A 19,916-nucleotide genomic window follows, 5' to 3' on the forward strand; every position below is an offset into this window, starting at 1 on the left:
TCGGGAGGGAACATGGCGAACACCATCAGGCGCTATGAGGGGCGGCATGCGGTCATTACCGGCGGTGCTTCCGGCATAGGCTACAGGACGGCGGAGCGGATCGTGTCGGAAGGCGGCACGGTCAGCCTCTGGGACGTCGACGCAGCACGGATCGAGGAAGCAAAAGCCAGGCTCGGTGAGGGCGCGCATGGGCTGGCGCTTGATGTTTCCGACCCGGCGCAGGTGGAAAAGGCGGCGCAGGACACCGCCGCCAGCGCCGGCAGGATCGATATCCTCATCTGTTCGGCCGGGATCACCGGGCCGAACGCCAAGGTGGCGGATTATCCGATCGATCAGTGGAAACGGGTGTTCGATATCAACCTCAACGGCCTGTTCTACTGCAACCGCTTCGTCGTGCCGTTCATGCAGAAGAACGGCTATGGCCGCATCGTCAATGTTGCGTCCATCGCCGGCAAGGAAGGCAATCCGAACGCCTCGGCCTACAGCGCGTCGAAGGCGGCGGTGATCGGCCTGACGAAATCGCTCGGCAAGGAGCTGGTGCATGACGGCATCACCGTCAATGCCATTACGCCAGCCACCGTCGATACGCCGATCCTGCAGCAGCTCAAACCCGAATTCATCGACTACATGCTGTCGAAAATACCCATGCAGCGGTTTGGCACCGTCGATGAACTGGCGTCCCTGATCAGCTGGATCGCCAGCGAGGAATGCTCGTTCACGACGGGTGCCGTTTTCGACATTTCCGGTGGCCGCGCCACCTATTGATCCCCTCCCAATCAGAAAGGTTACTCCATGAAACTCGTGCGTTACGGTCCTGCCGGTCAGGAAAAGCCCGGGCTTGTCGACAAGGATGGCAAGGTCCGTGATCTCTCGGCTCATGTCGGGGATATCGCCGGTGAAGCGATCTCACCCGCAGGGCTGAAGAAGCTTGCAGCCATTGATCCGGCCTCGCTGCCCGAGGTCGCCGTCGACCGTTACGGTCCCTGCGTCGCGGGAACCGGCAAGTTCATCTGCATCGGCCTCAACTATTCCGACCATGCGGCGGAAACCGGCGCAACCGTGCCGCCGGAGCCGATCATTTTCATGAAGGCGACCTCGGCCATTGTCGGCCCGAATGACGATGTGGAAATTCCGCGCGGCTCGCTGAAGACTGACTGGGAAGTCGAGCTCGGCGTGGTCATCGGCAAGCACGCCAAATATGTCAGCGAAAACGAGGCGCTCGACCATGTGGCGGGTTATTGCCTGATCAATGACGTGTCGGAGCGGGCCTTCCAGGCCGAACGCCAGGGGCAGTGGACCAAGGGCAAAAGCTGCGACACATTCGGTCCCACCGGCCCGTGGCTGGTGACGAAAGATGAAGTGGCCGACCCGCAGAAGTTGAAAATGTGGCTGGAGGTCAATGGTCACCGCTATCAGAACGGCTCGACCGAAACGATGGTCTACGGCGTCAAATATCTCGTTTCCTACCTGTCGCAGTTCATGAGCCTGCATCCCGGCGACATCATCTCCACCGGCACGCCGCCCGGTGTCGGCCTTGGCCAGAAACCCAATATCTTCCTGAAGGCCGGAGATGTCATGACACTGGGCATCGAGGGGCTGGGCGAGCAGAAGCAGACCGTGGTTCAGGGCTGACAAGGAGCCGGTTTTCCTTACTATGAGAATCATCGCGCCGGATAACGGCGCGGTTTCATGGGCGTTGCGCAGCGTCCGAACGGTACTGGGAGGTCCATTCATGAGCATCGCAACGTCATCTGCCCATCCGCCGCAAAAGGCGCCGGCGGGCGCCAGCAAGGTCCGCTACATCATTCTTGCCATGTGCTTTCTTGGCATAACGATGAATTACCTCGACCGGGCCAATCTGAGCGTGGCACTGCCCTATATCGATGCCGAACTCAATCTTCAGCTGACCAATGCGGAAAAGGGTCTGATCTTCGGCGCCTTCTTCTGGGCCTATGACGGGATGATGCTCATTGCCGGCTGGTTCACCGACAAGGTCGGTTCACGCCGGTCATTCACCATCGCGGCGGTCTGGTGGTCGATCTTTACGGCGCTGACACCGCTGGCCACCAGTTTCTGGGGTTTTTTCGCCGTGCGCTTTGCCCTGGGCGCCGGTGAGGCCCCGGCCTATCCCAGCGCAACCAAGGCAGCCTCCCGCTGGTTCCCGAAGAGCGAGCGGGCCTTCGCCACGGCGGTGATCGATTCCGGTTCACGTGTCGGCACGGTGCTTGCCTTGCCGATCGTTACGGGAATTATCGCCCTGACCACCTGGCATTATTCCTTCGCCATCCTCGGCGCACTCGGCCTTGTCTGGGCGTTCTTCTGGTATGTGATGTACCGCGATCCGGCAGAACACACCGGCGCCAATGATCTCGAGCGTCAGTACATCACCGACAATGGCGGACGCACCGATGCAACCGACGATGCGGAAGCGGTCAAGATTCGCTGGATCGACCTTTTCCGCTACCGCACCATCTGGGGCATGATGATCGGATTTTTCTGCCTGAACTTCGTCATCTATTTCTTCCTCACCTGGTTTCCGGACTATCTGAAGAATGCCCGTGGCCTCAACCTGGCGGAGCTTGGTACATTCGGCATGATTCCGGGCCTGACTGCGGTGGTCGCCGCATGGAGCGCAGGCGCTTGGGCGGACCGGGCGATCCGCGGCGGTGCCGACGTCACGGCCATTCGCAAGCTCATCATGGTCGGAGGCCTGCTGGGCGGCGCGGCCATTCTCCCGGCGGCACTGGTCTCATCGCTTTACATGGCACTCATCTTCCTGGCGATTTCCTACAGCAGTCTCGCCGTAGCCGCCACGGCCATCTGGTCCCTGCCCGCCGATGTGGCGCCCAGTTCCCATCACGTCGCATCCATCGGCGGTATCCAGAATTTTGCCTCGAACATTGCCGGCATCATCAGCCCGTTCCTGTTCGGCGCACTGCTTGACCGTTTCCACGGCAACTATACGCCCTCCTTCGCCATGGCAGCCTTCATGGCGCTGGTCGGCGCGTTCACCTATGCCTTTGTGGTCGGCCGTGCAGAACCGTTGCCCGTGCTTCCGCCAAGAACCTGAGATGGAGAAGGACATCCCCCTCCGTTCCTGCAGCGCCGGTCAGTAATCTCTTTCGAAGAACACGCCGGCGCCAGAGTCACCATCGCTGCCGACGGAGCCCTTGGCCTTCAGCTGCGGCGTCACGTCGAGATTGATCGTGCCCTTGGTCTTGCCGCCGGCACCCGCTTCCACGCCAAGATAGACATTGTCGCGGATATAGCGCCCGGCCTTGACACCGGCATTGCCTTCGCTGTCCGTCGTCACATCGAGATCGTCGAGGCCAGTGCCTTTGCGCAGGCTGTCGAGCAGGGATGAGTTCGATCCGCCGGCCAGTTCGGCCGCGGCGGCTGCCAGCCGCGCAATCTGCAATGGCGACAATTCACTGATGGAACGGTTGAAGATCAGGCGGGCAAGGACTTCGTCCTGCGGCAATTCCGGCTGCGACGAGAACGCGATCTGCAGATCGGATACCCGCCCCTTGACCGTGACATTGACGGTAATGTCGCTGCTCTGGGTGCTCGCGACGAAATTGAGTTCCGGGTTGAGATCCCCGACCAGCGTGACCTGGCCTTCGGTGAAGGTGATACGCTGCCCGAGAATTTCAAGGCGCCCGCGCACCAGGTCGAACGCACCGACCGGCTGGATATCGGTTGCGGGGCCAGTGAGCCGCACTGAGCCGCCGATCTCCGTATCCAGACCCCGGCCGCGCACGAAGATCTTGTTGGGCGCTGTCACATTGATATCGAGCCGCACCACACTGGGCCGCGCGGTGGGTGTTGCCGTGGCGGGTTGGTCGGCCTTGGCGCGCTTCAGCGTCGTGGCGACGGCCTTCGGCGTCTTCTTGTGCTTGACGTCGATGACCGCCGACGAACCGCCAAAGCTTTCGGGAACGCTGATTTCCGCACGGTCGACATTAATGTTGCCGGAAATCACGGGATCGCGCGTCAAGGGGCCGTTGACGCCGAGCGCACCGGTCAGCGTGGCGACGACAAGATTGCCGTCGGCATAGCGGGCCTTGTCGAGCTTGATCTGGATGTTGGCGGGGAAATTGGCCGCTGCATCGGTGGAGATGGTGCCCGTGGCGCTGACGGTACCGCCGGTGGAAAGCCCGGCATTGAGCGTGCGGATGGTGACGGTCTGTCCTTCCATGCTGCCAAGCAGGGTAATGCGCTGCAGCCGCAGATTGGTTTCGGGATCCACCACTTCGGCACCATTGGCCGAGAACATGCCGCGGATCAGCGGCTGCTGGAAGCTGCCGGAGACGGATGCTGTGACGTCAATATTGCCCTTTGCCTGCGTGCCGCGATCGGCAAGGAAGCGGTTGGCCAGGGACAACGGGATATTGCCCGTTACATTGATGCCAAGCCCGTTTCCGGAAACCGGCACATTGCCATTGGCCGACACGGTGAAACCCTGCGGCCCGTCAGCCTTGGCCGAGGCCAGCGTCAGCGTATCATTGGCAAAGCGGCCGGCGGCGGTCAGCTGCAACGGCGACAGACCGGCGTCCTGCAAAGGCTTGGCGGACAGGCCCGACCCCTTCAGGTCAAACTCCGCATTGGGCTTTTGCACCGTGCCGGTGATGCGGCCCCTGCCGGTGACGTTGCCTGCCAGGTTCTGATCCTTGACGACGCCATTCAGAGCGCGCAACGGCAGGTTGCCGAGTGTCAGATCGACGGCAAGCTGTCCCGGCGTCAGCGGAACCGAGCCTTTGGCCGACGCATCGAGCCCGTTTGCACCAGTCAGGCGCGCATCGACATTGAGCTGATCGGTGGTCGATGTGCCCTTGGCGTCCAGATTGAGGCCGTCCAGTCCGGCCTTTTTCAGCACGGCGGCGGTGATCGCACGGGCCTGCACATTGAAGTTCACGTCGGGCTTGTCGCGCGTGCCGCCGATCCTGGCGGTGCCATTGACTTCACCGCCCAGTCCCAGATCGGGCTTGACCGCATTGGCGACATCGAGCGGCAGCTTTTCGATGGCAACGGCAAGGTCCAGCTTCTCGGCGACATCGCCGCGGATCGTGACCTTGCCCTTGCCGATATCCAGAATGATATCACCGAAGGAAACATTGCTGTCGGCGACATTGATGGCGGCCGGCTGGACCAGCCGGGCGGCAAGCGCGCCACGGGTCAGGTCCGCATTGGCGAGCGACAGGAGAAAGCCCTTTTCCGTCGGTTGGAGCGAACCGCCAACGGATGTCTTCGCACCATTTTTCAGCGCGGCGTTCAGCTTGAAATCGGTGGTCTTGCCCTGTTGCGCGGCCTGGGCATCGAGGGTTGAGATATCGACACCACCGGCCGAAACCGTGGTGGCCGTGATCGTGCCGTTGGCGGACGGAACCTTGAAGATGTTCTGGGCGGCCAGCACAATCGCCGCCTTGCCGACGATGACATTGTTGGCCTTCAGCCCGTCAATATCGCCCTTGATGTCGATGTTCTGGCTCTCCTCATCATGGCTCAGCGCAATGGCGGCGTTCGCCTTGCCGGTCGCCTCCATGAGGAACAGGGCTGCGGCCGTCGACGCATCGCTGGACGCGAGGGTCAGGTTGCCCTGAAGCAGCCCCTTCTTGTCCTGGGTGACATCACCGCGCAGCCGCGTGCCGCCGGCAATGAACTGGATATTGCTCAGGCGTTTTTCGTCCTTGCGCAAGGCAAGTTCCGTGGCAAGATCGGCCCGCACGCCGTCGAGGAACGCCAGACCGGACACCTTGCCGTCCAGAGCATCCTTGAGCAGAAGTCCGTTGAAGGAGAACGCGCCTTCGCTGAGCTTCCGCCCGGAAAGTTTGCCATCCGGAACCCCGGCATTAAAGGCAAGAGCGATGATGCCCTCACTGCCGCGCGCGCTGCCCTTGACCTTGAGCGCGCCGCTGGTCTTTTCCGACAGGAGCGCGAGGTTGGTGAGATCGAGACCGAAATCGAAATTGGCAGCGCCCGTGGCAAAGGTGCCATTGGCAGTCACCAGCGTCTGCGGGTTTTCGACCCGGAAGTTCCTGGCGCTCAGACCCGCTTCGCCGCGCGCAAGGCCGCCGGTGATACGGGTTTCGCCCTCAAGCACGCGATCCGCCGCATCAATGCCAAGCGTCATGCCGGTTGCATGGCCATCCAGCATCAGATTGAAGCCACCCGTCAGCGCTTCGACAGCACCATTGGCCTTCAGATCGAGCGCGCCGGCGAGATCGCGTCCGGCAAGTTCGGAAAACGGTGCGATGCTCGATGCCTTGACCAGGATATCGCCGTTATAGATGAACTTGTCGATGGTGCCGGCCAGCGCCGTGCTGAAGCCGTTGGCGGCAACCAGCGCCTGTTTGAGATTGACCGGCGTACCAGCCTTCCAGTCGCCGTTGATCTTCAGCTGGATCAGGTCGCCCAGTGCCTTGGCGATATCGGCGCGCTTGGCCGTGATGCCGGAGACATTGCCGTTCACATCATAGCTCAGGGAACGGGCGGCCGGGTTGTCGAGATTTTCCGCCAGGCCTTTGGCAACGAGATTGACCGTTTTGGCGGCAAAATTGTTGGTGGTGAGGTTGGTAACGTCAAGCGTGCTCGACCAGTCATTGCCGGCACTTGCCCCGAACGCAACCGCCAGCACAGCCTTGTCGACGGTTGTCTGGCCGCCCGCAACCGGCAGAATGACCTTCTTGCCGCTGGGATCGGCAATCGAGGCGTCCACCTTCAGGCGGCGCAAAAATCCATCGTTGGTTGTATCGGCTGTCGCATCGACCGCAAGGGCAGCGCTCTTGATGTTCAACCGGTCAAGCGAAACACCGCCGGCATCGCGCACCACGCCATTGACCGCCAGCGCGGTATCGTTGCCGAAGAAATCCCGGAAGAGCGGCGGAACCAGCATGGCAATCGCGCCATCGACGGTTGTCTTGAACGCAAGTCCCTCGCCCTGACGGTTGATCTGCGTGCTGCCGGTGAGAACGCGCTTGCCCGCGGCATCGAGCGTCAACTGCAAGGCAATATCGCTGAGCGGGCCCGATCCCTTCAGCGAAAGTGCGACTGGCGGCCTGCCTTCAATATTGAGAAGATTGGCGGCAATACCGTTCTGCGGTTCATTGAGCGACAGATCCAGGTCGAGCTTCTGGCTTTCCTTGGCATAGGCCGCCTTGATCGCAAAGGTGCCGCCCGGGCCGTCAAGGCGCTGCACCTTGAGGTTCGAATCCAGGGAGCCGCCATCGAGCGTCAGGCTGCCCGCCAGAGAGATTTCCGACTTCAACCCGAAAATACTGTCGCCGAAGGCAACGCGTCCTACCTGCAAATCCTGCAGGATGACCGCAAGCGGCAACTCCGGCAGACTGAAACCCTTGGCTTCGGGTGAAGGCAGGCTGCTGGTGTCCGGCAGCGGCTTGCGCATGACATCGATGCGCTCCGCGCCGAGGCTGTTGATATCCAGACGCCCGCGCAGCAACGCCAGACGGCTCCAGACAATTTTCGCGTTGGTAATGCGCAGCCAGATTCCTTCACGGTCGGCAATGGTGATGCTGCCAATATTGGCTTCCGACGACAGCACGCCCTGAATGTCGGAAATGGAAATCTGGCGATTGGGTGTCGACAGCTGTTCCTCGACGAAGCTGAGGAAATAGGACTTTTCCGCCTCGGCGCTATCCTGCGCGAAAGCCGGTGCTGCAAAAAGCATAAGGAATATGACTGCGAAAATCCGGGTCAAAACGCCTGTCCTATACCAACGTAGAATGCAAAACTCGGGTCGTTTGTCCGCCGGTCGAGCGGCATGGCCACATCGAGGCGGATCGGGCCAAGGCCCGTATTGTAACGAATGCCGGCACCAACGCCCACACGCAACTGCTGGGCAAAATCGGGGAAAGACTCTTCACCCACATAGCCCGCATCGACAAAACCGACGGCACCGATGGTGTTCGTGATCTTGGCGCGCGCCTCCACGGATCCCTCGACCAGTGACCGCCCGCCGATCACATAGCTTGTGCCGTTGCGCTCGACATTGACGCCGATGTTGCGATAGGCGTAGCCGCGCACCGAACCGCCGCCACCGGCAAAGAACAACTGGTCCGAAGGCAGTTCGGCAATTTCTGCGCCGACAATCGTGCCGAGTTTCAGGCGGCTGGCGAGCACGAACCGGTCGTCCTTGCCGAAGCCGAAATAGGTGCGGCCCTCCGCCGTGAATTTGGTGGCGAAGTTGCCATGCTCGATCTCGTAGAACGGCGACAGCAACCCTTCCAGAAAATAGCCGCGCGCCGGATCGACCTTGCTGTTGCGGCTGTCATAGGTGAGGCCGCCCAGCAGACCGACGGTGAGAAAATCGCGCGTGCCGAAGAAATCGTCCTTGAACTGCGATTTGGAAACATTGGCCGTAAGCCTGCCAGAGAGCTCATCGGAGAAAATCTGGGTGAACCCGGCATCGGCCGTAATCGACGTCTGCGTGTAGGCATCGAGCACCTTGCGCTCGCCAATCAGCGAGGCGATGAAATCGGTATCAGGCGTATAAACGCCAGGCTTGGTGAAACTTGCACCCAGCAGATAGCTGTATTCCGAGGGATCGTAGGACTGACTGCCGATGCCGCCGATCTTGGCGTCAATGCGCAGCCGTTCCGCCCGGCCGAAGAGGTTGCGGTGCAGCCAGTATGTCTCAAGACCGAGACCGTCCAGCGTCGAATAACTGCCGCCAACGCCGAAGCGGCGCAACTTCTGTTCCTGCACCGCCACGGTGATCGGCAGCAGGCCGTTGCTATCAATTGCATCGCCTTCCTCGATCCGAGCCGAGCGGAAGACTTCGAGGCGCGACAGCCGTTTCTTGGCTCTCTCGATTTCGTCGGGATCGTATTCCTGTCCCGGCTGCAGGCCGGTGATGAACGCCACGAATTCCGGGTCCATGCGCTCGGTGCCCTTGACCTGCACCGGTCCAAAACCAGCCTTGGCACCGGGATCGGCATCGATGGTCGCGTCAACCCGGTTGGTCTCGTGGTCGGCAATAACTTCCCGGCTGACAATTCTGGCTTTTGGATGCCCCTGCTGGCGCCAGGCATCGACCACCAGCCGCTCAGCTTTGACGATGGCTGTCGAGCGGGCGATCTCGCCAGCGATGTAGCCCTGTTTCTCCGGGCTTTCGACAAAGTCTTTCGGGTCGAGCGTCGGCGGCGCCATGTTCTTGACCCGGGCCGACGCAAACAAGAATTGTGATCCGGGATCGACTGAAATGACCACCTTGGCCGGCTTGGACAGCACGGCATCCGGCGGAATATCGCTCGCCTCCTTGCCATCGACCTGAATGCTGATGGTGCCGCCATAGCGGCCGTCCGCATAGAGCGCACCAAGGATGCGGCGGTAGTCTCCGCGCGCCTTGGCGAGCAGTCCCGCCGCACCGGAGGCAGGCTTGTCCTTGTCGGCAAACAGGCTCGATGCGCCCTCCACGAGCGCCTTGGTTTCATCGCTTGTCGAAGCAGCGGTTTCAACCGTGTATCTCTGCGGATCGGCGATGACCGAATCCGGATCGTCCTCCTTCTTGGCACCCCAGAGATGAACGCCGAAAAGATCAAAGGCCTGGGCAGGCGAGACAAGGGCCGTAAGGGCCAGCAATGCGGCACCGAAACAACTGGCCTGTGGGCGCTTCAAGTCCATCAACCAGCAAATTCCCTACACATCAATAAACACAAGGATACACTGCAGGGACCGTGCGCACGCTGCCTGCAATTGATAAAATTCGCCCTTCGAGCTTAAGAAAACGATAACATGCCGGGAAAAGCTGGCCAACCCGCAATGGCACCTGATCGGCCATGCAACCCGGCATTAGTGGCCATATCGCCACAAAACCGCGATACAAGCGCATTTAAACGCCAATCACTTTTTATGTGCCGCGCGCAATAGTTCGCCTGAAGCCAAACCCATTTCCACCCGCATCGCTGAATGACACATTTGCGTTTTCAAGTGCCGCAACTCTTAAAGTGCACGCTGCGCACTAATTATTGACAAAGTGCATGTTGTGCACTATTTTATCGAAAGCTATTTTAAAAATGCCAACCATTGCCAGAATTGGAAAAATACTCATCCGGATGTTTGCTGACGATCATAACCCGCCGCATTTCCACGTTGTGACCCCGGATTATCAAGCGCTCATCAGAATTTCAGATTTTTCCACCATTGGCGGCTGGGTACCGTCGAGCATTCGTCAAACGGCATTGCAGTGGGCTTCGCAGAACAAGGAAAGGCTCGAACGTGAGTGGGACAGGCTTAGAGAACGATGACATCATCAATGTCGGGTTGCCGCTACCCCGCATCAGAGACGTTGTTCCGCTGGATGGGCGTAAGGTTGCCGTCACATGGCGCTCGGGTGAAACGAAGATCGTGGATCTTGCTCCCGCCTTTGCCAGTCGCCGTGTCTACATACCACTGCGGGAAAATGACGACCTGTTCAGTACCGTGCGCGTCAGTGAATATGGCGAGGCGATCGAATGGACGGATGAGCTGGATTTTTCAGCGGTGTGGATTGCGCGCCTCCCCCCGGTGACATTCGACAATCAGGAATTCAGAACTGCCATGGATGAGCTTGGCATGAGCCTTGATGGCATGGCGGCAGCGCTTGAAGTCTCACGCCGCCTGATCGCCGATTTCCGTAGAGATAAGCCCATTCCACGGCACATCGCGCTTGCCACCCGCTACCTGGTCGAACACCATAAAAAGGGAACCTGAGGCAACAGGCACTCCTTTGCGTGCAAGCCGGTTTATTCTGCTGCGGCGAGCCAGCCGCCCTGCGGGCTAGCATTGACGGGCATGGCGGCGCTGATGTGCCCGGCGACGATTTCAGCCGTGGCGGCAGACAGTGTCCAGCCGAGATGGCCATGGCCGGTGTTGTAGAACACACCGGGCCGCTTGCCCGCGCCGACACGCGGCAGCATGTTCGGCATCATCGGGCGCAGGCCGGCCCACGGCACCACATTGGACGTGTCCATGCCCGGGAACAGGTCGCGGCTCCAGTCGACCAGCGGCTTGACCCGGTCGTGGCGAATGTCGCGGTTCTCGCCATTGTATTCGGCTGTACCGGCTACACGCAGGCGCCCCGCCCCAAGACGGCTTGTGACGATCTTTGCATCATCGTCGAGCAGGCTCACCCATGGCGCCGACTCCTGGCTCCCGGCATCGTCCAGATTGACGGTGATCGAGTATCCCTTGACCGGATAGATATTGACGCGGTCGCCGAGCTGGGCGGCAAATTTGCGGCTGGCAATGCCGGCGCAGATGACGATGGCGTCAAAACGCTCCGTCTCCGCCTTAGCATCGGCAACGGAGGCCCTGTTCCATGCAACCACAACGCCACCGGTGCCATGCTTCAACTCCGCCACATCAGCGTCGCCAATGAAGCGCACGCCATAGCGGATGGCAGCAGCGGCAAGGCCGCGGGTGAATTTGTGGATATCGCCGGTCGAATCGGATGGCGTGAAGAACCCGCCATAGAAGGAACCGTTCAGGGCCGGTTCGATGCTGCGGATTTCCTCGTTGGTGACGGCGCGGCGATCGAGACCGCCGGCCTCCAGCAGTCTGTTGACCTTGACGGCGTGGTCATAACCATATTTCGAGCGGTAAATATGCAGGATCCCGCGCTTTTCCAGGTCGAAATCGATCTTTTCATCCGCAGCGATTTCGAACATGCGCTTGCGCGCTTCAATGGCGAGCCTGGTGGTGGCGATGGTATTTTCTTCGTAGTGCGGGATGTTCATGACGAATTCCGCCATCCAGGAATATTTGTGCCAGGAGGGTTTCGGGTTCATCAGCAGCGGCGCATCCTTGCGCAGCATCCACTTCATGCCTTTAAGCACCGTGGACCAGCTGTTCCACACCTCCGCATTGGATGCGGAGAGCTGACCGCCATTGGCGAAGGATGTTTCCATGGCCGCATAGCGGTTGCGGTCGAACACGGTGACGGAATAGCCCTGGCGGGCAAGCGCATAGGCAGTCGTCACGCCGGTGATACCGGCGCCGATAATGGCGATATGGGTCATGATAAAACGGGCCTCAAGCAACACATGGTTTCAGTTTCGCCGTTGACAACGGCACGAAACCCCATCTGTCACGGAACCTGAGAGCTTGGCCCTTTGAGCGCCCGCCGGATGTTTGTCATCCGTGTCGTCGGCGCCTTTTTCCGGTCATGCAACCGGGCAGGGCTTTCTCCTTCGGTGGGTACGACTGTTCAAGCCATACCTCTCTCCAGATGTTCTAGACTATTCTGGTCCTTTTGCCTGAGAGTTTCCGGGGCGGTTGCTCCATCGGCGCCGGTTTTACCGGTCTCTCCCAGATAGTCTGTGCGAACGCGGGGATATATATCGCAGTTGCGAGACGAGAACAACTGGCTAAGAAGCGTCGCAGCAATTATGCTGACTGAAAATCGCCCAGCCTTCCGGAGGAATTTATGAAGCCTGTCTTTCTGCAACTGCAATGCGCACCCGGCAAGACATACGAAGTTGCAAAAACCCTGTTCGAGCGTGAAATCGTCTCGGAGCTTTATTCGACCAGCGGCGAGTTCGACCTTCTGGCCAAGATCTACATTCCGGAAGATCAGGATATCGGCAAATTCATTAACACCAACGTGCTCGATATATCAGGCATTGCGCGATCGCTGACAACGCTGACCTTCACCGCGTTCTGACAGGCCCTCGGCGGGGCGAGACATTACGTCCCGTTTCATGCGCCCGGTATCTGCCTTATGTAATCAATGCAATGAAACACGCCCCTTCAAGGCAATAAAATTCCATTCTTTTGCCATGGAAGCACTTTTTCTGTAAGAGATGCTCCCTCGCCCGTCATCAGCAGGATTTTCGACAATGCCTCCTTATCGTTCACGCACAACCACACATGGCCGCAACATGGCAGGAGCCCGCGGGCTCTGGCGCGCGACCGGCATGAAAGACGAGGATTTCGGCAAGCCGATCATCGCCGTGGTGAACTCGTTCACCCAGTTCGTGCCCGGCCACGTCCACCTGAAGGATCTCGGCCAGCTCGTGGCGCGCGAGATCGAAAGCGCCGGCGGCGTCGCCAAGGAATTCAACACGATTGCCGTGGATGACGGCATCGCCATGGGTCACGACGGCATGCTTTATTCCCTGCCGTCGCGTGAAATCATCGCCGACAGCGTCGAATATATGGTCAACGCCCACTGTGCGGATGCCATGGTCTGCATTTCCAACTGCGACAAGATCACGCCCGGCATGCTGATGGCAGCGCTGCGCCTCAACATCCCCGTCGTTTTTGTCTCCGGCGGACCGATGGAAGCGGGCAAAGTCGTCTGGGAAGACAAGGAAAAGAAGCTCGACCTGGTCGATGCCATGGTTGCGGCCGCTGACGACCGCATTTCCGACGAGGAAGTGAAGGCCATCGAGCGCTCGGCCTGCCCGACCTGTGGTTCCTGCTCCGGCATGTTCACCGCCAATTCCATGAACTGCCTGACCGAGGCACTCGGCCTTTCCCTGCCGGGCAACGGTTCGACGCTCGCCACCCATGCGGACCGCCGCCGCCTCTTTGTCGAGGCCGGTCATCTCGTGGTCGATCTCGCCCGCCGCTATTACGAACAGGACGATGAAACGGTTCTGCCGCGCTCCATCGCTTCGTTTGCCGCCTTCGAAAACGCCATGACCCTCGATATCGCCATGGGCGGCTCGACAAACACCGTGCTGCATCTGCTGGCCGCTGCGCATGAAGGCGAAGTCGACTTCACCATGAGCGATATCGACCGCCTGTCCCGCCGCGTTCCCGTCCTGTGCAAGGTGGCACCGGCCGTTGCCAATGTGCACATGGAAGATGTGCACCACGCGGGCGGTGTCATGGGTATTCTCGGCGAACTCGACCGCGCCGGTTTGCTTGATACATCCGTCTATTCCGTACACGCAGCCAATCTCGGCGCGGCGCTCGACCGCTGGGATGTGGTGCGCAGCAAGAACCCTTCCGTGCATGATTTCTTCAAGGCGGCACCGGGCGGCGTCCCCACACAGGTCGCCTTCAGTCAGGAACGCCGCTTTGCCGATGTCGATCTTGACCGCGAAAAGGGTGTCATCCGCAATCTTGAACACGCCTATTCCAGGGATGGTGGTCTGGCCGTGCTCTACGGCAATCTGGCGGAAGACGGCTGCATCGTCAAAACCGCCGGTGTTGACGACTCGATCCTGAAATTCTCCGGTCCCGCCCGCATTTTCGAAAGCCAGGACAGTGCTGTTCTCGGCATTCTCAATGGCGGCATCAAACCGGGCGACATCGTGCTGATCCGCTACGAAGGACCACGCGGCGGACCGGGCATGCAGGAAATGCTCTATCCGACCAGCTATCTGAAATCGAAGGGTCTCGGCAAGGCCTGCGCACTGATCACCGATGGCCGGTTCTCCGGCGGTTCATCCGGCCTTTCCATCGGCCACGTTTCACCGGAAGCGGCGGAAGGCGGCCTGATTGGTCTGGTTGAGGATGGCGATATTATCGATATCGACATTCCGAACCGCGGGATTCATCTGGCCGTCGACGATGCCATCCTGGCCGAACGCCGCGCAAAAATGGAAGCCAAGGGCACCGCTGCTTGGAAGCCGGAAGAAAAGCGCAAGCGCAAGATCACCACGGCTCTGCGCGCCTATGGCGCCATGGCAACCAGTGCTGCCCGGGGTGCCGTGCGCCAGATTCCCGAGGACTGGAACTGATCGGGGTTCAACGGATACCTACTGGAAGCGGGCTTCCAGTAGGTCGATATCCCGCACCATTTTTGTGGCAATGCTGCTTTCAAGCCGCCTTGCCCGAACCAGGCGGTGAATTTCCTGCCGTTCCGCCCGAAGCGCGGTGATGCGCAGCAGCTTCTCGATCTCCTCGCTTCGCGCCACCTCTTCGCGCTCTTCCCCGAGCTGCATGCGCCCGTCAATACGCTTGCGGTAAAGCTCCATGATGTGGTTGGCGACATCCGTATAGATATCGGCGTCAGCGCGACCCGATGCCAGGCTGTGCTGGGCCCGTTCGATCGCCATAATTGCGGCTTCCGCGGCAGCGATACGGGCATAATCCTCTTCGCGCTGGTTTGAATCCTCGATGGGCAGGTCGATGTTGCGCAGCAGGCGCGGCAGGCTGACGCTGGCCATGACCAGCGACAGGATGATCACACCGGTGGCGAGGAAAATGACGAGATCGCGGGCCGGAAACAGCGAGCCATCGTAAAGGAACAGCGGCAGTGTCAGGATACCCGCAAGGGTGATGGCACCGCGAACGCCGGCAAACGACATGGCGGCGATCAGCTGCCAGCTTGGCTTGACCACGGCCTCACCCTGCCTGCGGCGCTGCGCCATGGTTACGCGCCACGAGACCCAGACCCAGAGAAAGCGCAGGGCAGCCAGAGCGGCATAAATGACGACGACATAGACCAACAGCCACCAGGGGCTGGTCTCGCCGTGCCGCACATTCTCGACGGCACCGGAGAAAATGCCGGGCAGCTGTTCGCCGAGCAGAACGAAGATGGCGCCATTGGCGGCGAACTGCGCCGTATCCCACACCGCGGTGCGGCGCACGCGGGTCAGCGCCATGGACTGGGCCGTGTTCTCGGCATAGCTCATGGTGATACCGGCGGCTACAGCGGCAAGGATGCCCGAGGCATGCACATGTTCGGCCAGCAGGTATGCGCCGAAGGGGATGAGCAGGCTGATGAGAATCTGCGAGCCGCTCTCCTCACCGAGCTTGCGGGCGAGGAATGCCTTGCCGCGCGTGACGCCAATGGTCACGCCGATACCGATGGCAATGCCGGCAAAAGCAAGCCAGAGGAACGTAAAGAACGCCTCGGTGATCGAGAAGCTGCCGGTCAGCATCGCGGCCACGGCAAAACGCATACAGACGAGGCCGGACGCATCGTTGAGCAGGGATTCCCCTTCGAGAATATGCATCATGCGCGAGGGAATCGGCACGCGCGCCGCAATGGCGGAAACAGCGATCGGATCGGTCGGCGAGACGATGGCCGCCAGCGCGAAGGCCACCGGCAGGGGTACCGACGGGATCATCCAGTGCACGAAGAAGCCGACACCGATCACCGTGAAGATGACAAGGCCGAGCGCCATCTCCAGAATGATGCCCTTGTCCCGGAAAAGACCCTCCTTGGGGATGCGCCAGCCATCGAGAAACAACAGCGGCGGCAGAAACAGCAGGAAGAAAATGTTGGGATCGAGCTGCACACGGATGCTGGTAACCGAGGCAATCGCTGCGCCAAGCCCGATCTGCACCAGCGGCAGCGGTACGGCCAGAGGCAGCACGCGCACGATGGAGTCACTGACCACAACGGCCAGAAGCATCAGCAAGACGATGGTGATTGTTTCCACGGCGAATCCATTTTGATTGTCGGTGCAGGATGAAGGAAAGGCCGGTGCTTTGTCGAGGCGAACCTTGGCAACTTTGCGCCCAGATCGTGCCGATTGGGTGAATTGGCGGCAAAGCACGACAATTCCGCGACAATCAATTTTACGTTTACGTCAATGTAATACTTGCAAGCGCACCGCCTATCGCCATAGATAGAATTGTTGAGTAGCATGTTTAGGGTTGGAGGACCGTGGGCCAGCTACAAGGAAACCATCAGGGGAGGTTAATGTGGCAAAACAGACAACGCCGGTAAAAACATCCGTGACAGCCAAGCGCGCCACTGCAAAGGCAGCGCCAGCCAAAACGGCGAAACCCGCCGCCACGACTGCCAAAGCCGCCGCGAACAAACCAGCCGGTGAGGTCAAGACAACGAAAGCCGCCAGTGCGGCGAAACCCGCTGTGGTAAAGACGGCTGCCAAGGCTGCAAGAACGGCAACAAAACCTGCCGCGAAAACCACAGCGCCGGTTGCGAGCGAAGCCAAGATTGCGGCAAAACCCAAAGCCGCTGCCAAAGCAAACAGTGCAGCACCGGAAAAAGCGGCGGTGAAAACTCCCGCCAAGACACCTGCGATAAAGAAGCCTGCAGCCAAAGCCAAAACGGCGGCGCCAGCCGCCGAGGCAGCAACGGCAAAGGCGGCGTCCCTCGCCCAAATGCCCGAGCCGAAACTGTGGGTCAAATCCTATCCGGAAGGCGTTCCCGCCGAGATCGGACCGCTGCCCTACGAGAACATCAACGCGCTTTTTGCCACCGCCTACAAGAAATACGCCAACCGGCCGGCCTTTACCTGCATGGGCAAGGTGATGACCTATGCGGAAATGGATCGCAAGTCACAGGCATTCGCGGCATGGCTCCAGTTACGCGGGCTGGTCAAGGGCGACCGGGTCGCGGTGATGATGCCGAACATCCTGCAATATCCGGTGGCCATCGCCGCGATTCTGCGGGCGGGCCTGACTGTGGTCAATATCAATCCGCTCTACACGCCGCGCGAGCTTGAACATCAGCTCAAGGACAGCGGTGCGAAAGCGATCATCATTCTGGAAAACTTCGCCACGACGCTGCAAAAGGTCCTGACAGCGACGCCGGTCAAACATGTTGTCGTTGCGACCATGGGCGACATGCTGGGTCTCAAGGGCCATATCGTCAATCTGGTCGTGCGCCGCGTCAAGAAAATGGTGCCGGCCTGGTCCCTGCCCGGTCATACGCCGTTCAAAACCGCGCTGGCGCAAGGGGCCGCGCTCACGCTGAAGCCGGTCGAGGTCAAGCGGGACGATATCGCCTTCCTGCAATATACCGGCGGTACGACAGGGGTTTCCAAGGGCGCCGTGCTGATGCACAGCAACATCGTGGCCAATGTCACGCAGATGCGCCTGTGGGTGGAGGTCGGCTTCCGCAAGAAGGGCCGTCCGGACAATCTGACGTTCATCTGCGCCTTGCCGCTCTATCATATTTTCGGCCTCACCGTGAATGCGATGATCAGCATGGAACTCGGCGGCAACAATGTGCTGATCCCCAATCCGCGCGACATTCCTGCCTTCGTCAAGGAATTGCAGAAAGTGCCGATCCACGTCTTCCCCGGTCTCAACACGCTCTTCAACGGACTGCTCAACAACGAGGATTTCCGCAAGCTCGACTTCCGTAACCTGATCCTGACACTGGGTGGTGGCATGGCCGTGCAAAGACCGGTCGCCGATCGCTGGTTCGAGGTGACGCGCGGCCTGATCACCGAAGGGTTCGGCCTTTCCGAGACGTCGCCGGTTGCCTCGGCCAACCGCCTGGATGCAACGGAATTCTCCGGCACGATCGGCACGCCGCTGCCATCGACCGACTTCTCCATTCGCGATGATGACGGCAAGGAACTGCCATTGCTGGAAGTCGGCGAAATCTGCATTCGCGGGCCGCAGGTCATGGCCGGATACTGGAACCGTCCGGACGAGACAGCCAAAGTCATGACGCCGGACGGCTTCTTCCGCTCCGGCGACATGGGCTACATGGACGAGCGCGGCTACACCAAGATCGTCGACCGCAAGAAGGACATGATCCTGGTGTCCGGCTTCAATGTCTATCCCAACGAGATCGAAGAAGTCGCCATGGAACATCCCGGTGTGCGCGAGGCGGCGGCAATCGGCGTTCCCAACGAGCACTCCGGCGAAGTGGTCAAGCTCTTCATCGTGCGCAAGGATCCCCTGCTCACGGAAGAGGCGGTCAAGGCATTCTGTGCCGAGCGGCTGACCAACTACAAGCGTCCCCGGACGGTCGAATTCCGCGACGAGCTGCCGAAAAGCAATGTCGGCAAAATCCTGCGGCGCGAGTTGCGCGGCTGACATCCGAGAAAGCCGCCCCCGAGCGGCTTTCTTCTTTTCAGACGCTGGCACGCCGGTAGAGCGCGAGCGAACCGGCAAGCGCCAGCAATGCACCGCCGCAGATGCGGTCGAGCCACAGCGCGCCTGATTTCTTCAGGACGCGGACCGCTTGGGAACCGAGCAGGGCATAACCGAACATGATTGCAAAATCGAGCGTGGCGAAAATCACCGCCAGCACCGCATATTGCGGGATTTGCGGCATATCGGGCGCGATGAATTGCGGCAGGAAGGCCGAAAAGAACAGGTAGCCCTTGGGGTTGGTCACCGCAACAAGGAAGCTCTTGAGAAAGATGGCGCGGGTGGTTGCCGGTGGCTCGTGCGTGGCTGTGCGCAGCGACAGGTCAAGCGTTCCCTTCGAGCGCAGAAGCATGAGGCCGAGAAAGGCGAGATAACCGGCACCGAGCCATTTGACCACCGAGAACCAGAACTCCGAGGCCGCAAGCAAAGCGCCAAGGCCAAGGGCAACGGAGCCGATCAGGACGAAATCGGAAATGACCGCACCCGCCATCCCCGCCAGGGCGCGGCGGACACCGAAGCGCGAGCCATTGGTCAAAGCCAGAAGAACCGTCGGCCCCGGCGTGGCTATGCCGACGAAAGCGACGAGAGCAAAGGCCAGAAGCGTTGTTGCGGTCATGATCATCCCTCTTGGCGCCAGATTACGGACATCCCTGCCGCTGACATTACCCATGGCACGAAGCCGGTCAAGCGGGCGCGCATCCCTGTCCTTCACGGAGAAGGACAGGGCAGCCGGAGATTAAAGCGGCTGGGCGACATCAATGCGGTTGCCGTCGAAATCCTCGAAGACGAAGGCCCTGAGGCCATACTCCTTGTCCTTCAAACCCTTGATGATGCGCAGACCTTGTGCCCGGCAGATCGCATGCAGGGCATCGACATTGTCCACCATCATATGGATGACATTGAAGGGCACTGCCTTGTGGCCTTTCTGCAATGTCAGGTGCAGTTCGGCATTGTCGCGTTTCAAAATCATGAACCCGACGGGATCACCATTCTGGAAGGTTCTGGAAAAGCCGAGAACGCCCGTGTAGAAATCATGGGCGCGCTGCATATCCGCAACCGGCAGCATGGCGGCTATCCGTCCGAAATGGATGGAGCGGGCGGGACTATCGTTCATGTCATAACCTCATGGCTTGAAAGCTCAGGCAGGCTTTCCCGGACGATGC

The 19,916-nt window shown here is 60.2% G+C and carries 14 protein-coding genes and 1 riboswitch; of the genes, 8 read left to right on the top strand and 6 right to left on the bottom strand.

All coding sequences use genetic code 11. The annotated features are described in order from the left end of the window. The first annotated feature begins 12 nt into the window (after positions 1–12). From ACIQWS_RS12415 to ACIQWS_RS12425, 3 genes are all read left to right on the top strand, one after another. Positions 13–765 carry an SDR family NAD(P)-dependent oxidoreductase gene (locus ACIQWS_RS12415; RefSeq protein WP_403179396.1) on the top strand — a complete coding sequence of 251 codons (753 nt, stop codon included), beginning with the start codon at positions 13–15 and terminating at the stop codon, positions 763–765. Positions 766–792: 27 nt separating this feature from the next. After that, a complete protein-coding gene (locus ACIQWS_RS12420) occupies positions 793–1,632 on the top strand; it encodes a fumarylacetoacetate hydrolase family protein (RefSeq protein WP_346305274.1) in 840 nt (279 codons plus the stop codon). A gap of 100 nt (positions 1,633–1,732) precedes the next feature. Then, positions 1,733–3,070, top strand: coding sequence for an MFS transporter (locus tag ACIQWS_RS12425; RefSeq protein WP_403179404.1), 1,338 nt, complete (start codon positions 1,733–1,735; stop codon positions 3,068–3,070). A gap of 39 nt (positions 3,071–3,109) precedes the next feature. Here the strand turns inward: ACIQWS_RS12425 and ACIQWS_RS12430 are convergent, their stop codons facing one another. Together ACIQWS_RS12430 and ACIQWS_RS12435 are read right to left on the bottom strand one after the other, a co-directional pair. After that, a complete protein-coding gene (locus ACIQWS_RS12430; RefSeq protein WP_403179408.1) occupies positions 3,110–7,684 on the bottom strand; it encodes a translocation/assembly module TamB domain-containing protein in 4,575 nt (1,524 codons plus the stop codon). Positions 7,685–7,710: 26 nt separating this feature from the next. After that, the gene (locus ACIQWS_RS12435) at positions 7,711–9,597 is read right to left on the bottom strand and encodes an autotransporter assembly complex family protein (protein ID WP_403180954.1); all 1,887 of its coding nucleotides are present in this window, start codon (positions 9,595–9,597) and stop codon (positions 7,711–7,713) included. A gap of 398 nt (positions 9,598–9,995) precedes the next feature. Between ACIQWS_RS12435 and ACIQWS_RS12440 the strand changes: the two genes are divergently transcribed. After that, on the top strand, positions 9,996–10,262 hold the full coding sequence (locus ACIQWS_RS12440) for a DUF4160 domain-containing protein (protein ID WP_403179410.1): 267 nt from the start codon (positions 9,996–9,998) through the stop codon (positions 10,260–10,262). Beyond that, complete coding sequence (locus ACIQWS_RS12445; protein ID WP_403179413.1) at positions 10,234–10,707, top strand: DUF2442 domain-containing protein; 474 nt, start codon at positions 10,234–10,236, stop codon at positions 10,705–10,707. The genes ACIQWS_RS12440 and ACIQWS_RS12445 overlap by 29 nt, the downstream gene beginning before the upstream one ends. 32 nt (positions 10,708–10,739) lie before the next feature. Here the strand turns inward: ACIQWS_RS12445 and ACIQWS_RS12450 are convergent, their stop codons facing one another. Further along, positions 10,740–12,014, bottom strand: coding sequence for a D-amino acid dehydrogenase (locus ACIQWS_RS12450; protein ID WP_403179415.1), 1,275 nt, complete (start codon positions 12,012–12,014; stop codon positions 10,740–10,742). A 215-nt stretch (positions 12,015–12,229) separates the two neighbouring features. Beyond that, a riboswitch (glycine riboswitch) is annotated at positions 12,230–12,316 on the bottom strand. A gap of 105 nt (positions 12,317–12,421) precedes the next feature. On the opposite strand from ACIQWS_RS12450, the gene ACIQWS_RS12455 reads away from it, so the two are divergent. After that, positions 12,422–12,658, top strand: coding sequence for an Lrp/AsnC ligand binding domain-containing protein (locus ACIQWS_RS12455; RefSeq protein ID WP_105733984.1), 237 nt, complete (start codon positions 12,422–12,424; stop codon positions 12,656–12,658). A gap of 175 nt (positions 12,659–12,833) precedes the next feature. Further along, positions 12,834–14,687 (top strand): dihydroxy-acid dehydratase, encoded by a 1,854-nt coding sequence (ilvD, locus tag ACIQWS_RS12460; RefSeq protein WP_346305269.1) that lies wholly within the window; start codon positions 12,834–12,836, stop codon positions 14,685–14,687. Positions 14,688–14,705: 18 nt separating this feature from the next. Here ilvD and ACIQWS_RS12465 read toward each other — a convergent pair whose 3' ends face one another. Continuing rightward, entirely contained in the window at positions 14,706–16,337 is a 1,632-nt protein-coding gene (locus ACIQWS_RS12465) for a Na+/H+ antiporter (RefSeq protein ID WP_346305268.1), read from the bottom strand. A gap of 607 nt (positions 16,338–16,944) precedes the next feature. Between ACIQWS_RS12465 and ACIQWS_RS12470 the strand changes: the two genes are divergently transcribed. Beyond that, on the top strand, positions 16,945–18,696 hold the full coding sequence (locus ACIQWS_RS12470; RefSeq protein WP_403180957.1) for a long-chain-fatty-acid--CoA ligase: 1,752 nt from the start codon (positions 16,945–16,947) through the stop codon (positions 18,694–18,696). 37 nt (positions 18,697–18,733) lie between these two features. Here ACIQWS_RS12470 and ACIQWS_RS12475 read toward each other — a convergent pair whose 3' ends face one another. Then, positions 18,734–19,369 (bottom strand): LysE family translocator, encoded by a 636-nt coding sequence (locus ACIQWS_RS12475; RefSeq protein WP_346305267.1) that lies wholly within the window; start codon positions 19,367–19,369, stop codon positions 18,734–18,736. A gap of 120 nt (positions 19,370–19,489) precedes the next feature. Then, entirely contained in the window at positions 19,490–19,867 is a 378-nt protein-coding gene (locus ACIQWS_RS12480; RefSeq protein ID WP_403179423.1) for a glyoxalase superfamily protein, read from the bottom strand. Positions 19,868–19,916 lie beyond the last annotated feature (49 nt).

Origin of the sequence: Phyllobacterium sp. NPDC097923 (genome assembly GCF_044760925.1) — a bacterium.
GTDB lineage: Bacteria > Pseudomonadota > Alphaproteobacteria > Rhizobiales > Rhizobiaceae > Phyllobacterium > Phyllobacterium calauticae.